We start from the raw sequence: 3,004 nt of genomic DNA on the forward strand, positions 1-3,004 counted from the left end.
CAATATTATTGTTTGTTGACGTTTTTGTTTGTTTAGTTTTCAAAGAACAAATTTGCATGCCGCTAAAAGCGACTTTTATAATATATCATCCGCAATCAGCAAAGTCAATAACTTTTTTAAAAGTTATTTTTCACTGTCAGCAGCGACGTTTATTACTATAACAAGATAATCATTATATGTCAACGTGTTTTTCAAAAAAAATTAAGCATTAACCCTTTTTCCGATCCTTATTGCCTCTTCGAATATATTTTAAACATTCTTGGGGAGATGCAACCCGCTTAAATAAGGTAAAAAGAATCTTATATCTTTCCTCCATCGATCTCTTTACAATATGATCAATTCGGTCATCTCTTAAATCAAATAAAATTTCATCCATCTCTCTTTTAATAAGGTATTCCATTTCTTTTACTTCTTTTTCATTAATTAGAAGTCCAAACATTGAAAAACCTCCAGCGAAATATATAGTTATAGTAGTCTTTTCCAAATTTAGAAATTTTATAATCAAAAAGTTTAATCATATTATCAAAATTCAAAGCATAAGTTTGAGACAAGGATGTATTGGACGAGGTGGAAAAGGATGAATTTCTTTTATGTATTAAACGGTAAGGCGTTAAAAAATGTATCACTAATTTTCATCGCTGCTTTTTTCACAGCTTGGTTCCTCTACATGGAAAATCTGGTACAGATTCCTGTCTTTTCAACAAAGGATAGCACGAATGCGATTTATCGCGGTGAAAAGGATCTAGCCCTCACATTTAACATTGGCTGGGGGGATGAAAAAGCAGAGCCCATTTTAGATGTGTTAAAGAAGGAGAACGTTAGTTCAGCAACTTTCTTCCTAGCTGGTTCTTGGGCAGAACGTCACCCTGACATTGTCAACCGCATCGTGAAAGAAGGTTATGAAATTGGGATTCTTGGCTACGATTATGTTGATTACGTTGATGTAGAGGATGCTAAAATTGCAAAAGATATTTCGAAAGCTCAAGAAGTGTTCACCAAGTTAAATGTAAAGGACATCAAGCTTGTACGGGCACCGACGGGTCATTTTGATGAGCGTACATTAAAAATTGCTAAGCGATATGGCTATACAGTTGTTCATTGGAAGGTAGACTCGAAAGATTGGCAAAATCCTGGCGTAGAAAAAATAGTTGAAAATGTAAGGAAGGCAGATGACGGGGATATAGTCCTACTCCATGCTTCCGATTCAGCAAAGCAAACAGCTAAAGCACTGCCGCTGATCCTTGCTGATATTCGGCAAAAAGGACTAAAGCTTGTATCAGTATCAGAAATGATTGCTAACGGAGAAGTCCATTCTAAAGAGATCAATTAAGTTCTAATAAGAAAAGCGTAAGCGCCTTGGTCAGCCCCGACAAGCATAAGACGAGCCGGCCGAAAGGTTGCTTTTTAACCTTTTGGACGGATTGGCTTATGATCTCGAGGGGCTAGGCGCTGGAGCTAGACAGTTCTCGAAGAAAAAACTTATATACTTTCTTATCTCATGAATAAAACCGCCCATATTACATGGACGGTTTTTTTGACATTTTTTTATTTTTATTCGTATTTTTCATTTTAGGATTGATATGCTCCGCTCGTTTTTGTCTCTCTTGTACGGACTGAGCGTTTAACTTATGAAGAACTAATATTTGATAGGTATTACAGGCTAGTAAAGAAACCATCATGAGATAGAACCAATTCTTTTCATTCTCACGCAGGACCGGAACCCATTCAACTAATGTTGCGACAATCATAAAAAATAACGATGGGATAAAGGCTCCTCGATTTGTTTGCTTCACTTTATACCAAGCTACGACAAGAGCCACAGCTAATAGAAGAAGTGCCGGTCCAAAATAAGGAAGAATAGAATCGCCTGCATTTGCAAAGTTTTCATAACGCAGGTAGACTAAATCGAATAAACCAAACAGAATGAGAACAACTTGAACAGAATTCCATAGGGATACGGACTTAAAAATCCCTAATCCAAACCGATGAATTGTTAAATATGAAAAGAAGCCCATTTGGCTGATCACACTAAATAGAAATCCCATAACAATTAGCCAAATTAACGTGGATAAAATATCAATAATTTGAAAATGAGTAAAGTAAGGCTGAAATTCATCCCAGCGAATGATAAAACCCACAATAGCTGTCGTGACCCCGCCAACTAATAATGTGGACATAAATAGTCTAACCCAATTACGGCTTGTCACACTTCAAACCTCCAGAATACTAAAAATTATTTCATACTGATTGTACCAATCAAAATGTGAAAAATCCATAATTTCATTTTTCGGGCGAATAATCTCGCTTTATTTTCTCATCCTAAAATTAAGGATTTATATGTGAAAGGAGCTTGAAAATGAGAAGAAAAAGTATGGTGCTCCTCCTGCCCATCATGTTGTTCCTGACTAGCTGCTCTTCTAGTAATGATTTAAGCAACGCGGTACAACCTGATTATGATCAGACAAAAAAAATGGTGGTTGATATTCTTAAAACCGATGATGGTAAGAAGGCAATTCAAGATGTGATGACATCCGAAGCAATGAAAGAAAAGCTTGTCATGGACCAAAAGGTTGTTGCTGATACCATTCAAACAACTCTTACATCCGATAAGGCGACTGATTTTTGGAAAAAAACGTTTAGCGATCCTAAGTTTGCCCAAGGTGTAGCTAAAAGTATGAAAAACGAAAATAAAGCTTTATTAAAGGAATTAATGAATGACCCTGAGTATCGGACCATGATGATTGAAGTTTTTAAAGAACCAGATATTCAAAAACAAATGGCTGATGCTCTCAAAAGTAAGGAATACCGGGAACACCTTCAAAAGGTCATTACAGAAACAATTGATAGTCCGCTTTATAAGGCTAAAATACAGGAATTGCTGCTAAAGGCTGCTGAGGAAGCATCTAAAAAATCATAGATAACAAAAAGCCTCTCCCGAATATAAAATGTACCCGATAGAGTAGACACTTAAAAAAAGTCCTCTATCGGGCCTGTTGACAATCTA

The 3,004-nt window shown here is 36.2% G+C and carries 4 protein-coding genes; 2 read left to right on the forward strand and 2 right to left on the reverse strand.

Translation table 11 applies throughout. The features are described from left to right. Positions 1-208 precede the first annotated feature (208 nt). Entirely contained in the window at positions 209-439 is a 231-nt protein-coding gene (locus AAHB15_RS29740) for a hypothetical protein (RefSeq protein WP_144568283.1), read from the reverse strand. A 138-nt stretch (positions 440-577) separates the two neighbouring features. On the opposite strand from AAHB15_RS29740, the gene pdaB reads away from it, so the two are divergent. Next, positions 578-1,330 (forward strand): polysaccharide deacetylase family sporulation protein PdaB, encoded by a 753-nt coding sequence (gene pdaB, locus AAHB15_RS29745; RefSeq protein ID WP_335575283.1) that lies wholly within the window; start codon positions 578-580, stop codon positions 1,328-1,330. 187 nt (positions 1,331-1,517) lie between these two features. Here pdaB and AAHB15_RS29750 read toward each other — a convergent pair whose 3' ends face one another. Beyond that, entirely contained in the window at positions 1,518-2,207 is a 690-nt protein-coding gene (locus tag AAHB15_RS29750) for a KinB-signaling pathway activation protein (protein WP_335575748.1), read from the reverse strand. Positions 2,208-2,356: 149 nt separating this feature from the next. On the opposite strand from AAHB15_RS29750, the gene gerD reads away from it, so the two are divergent. Further along, the gene (gerD, locus tag AAHB15_RS29755) at positions 2,357-2,917 is read left to right on the forward strand and encodes a spore germination lipoprotein GerD (RefSeq protein WP_342043885.1); all 561 of its coding nucleotides are present in this window, start codon (positions 2,357-2,359) and stop codon (positions 2,915-2,917) included. The last annotated feature ends 87 nt before the right edge of the window (positions 2,918-3,004 follow it).

The sequence above is a fragment of the Bacillus sp. OTU2372 genome (assembly GCF_038440275.1).
Lineage (GTDB): Bacteria > Bacillota > Bacilli > Bacillales > Cytobacillaceae > Neobacillus > Neobacillus bataviensis_B.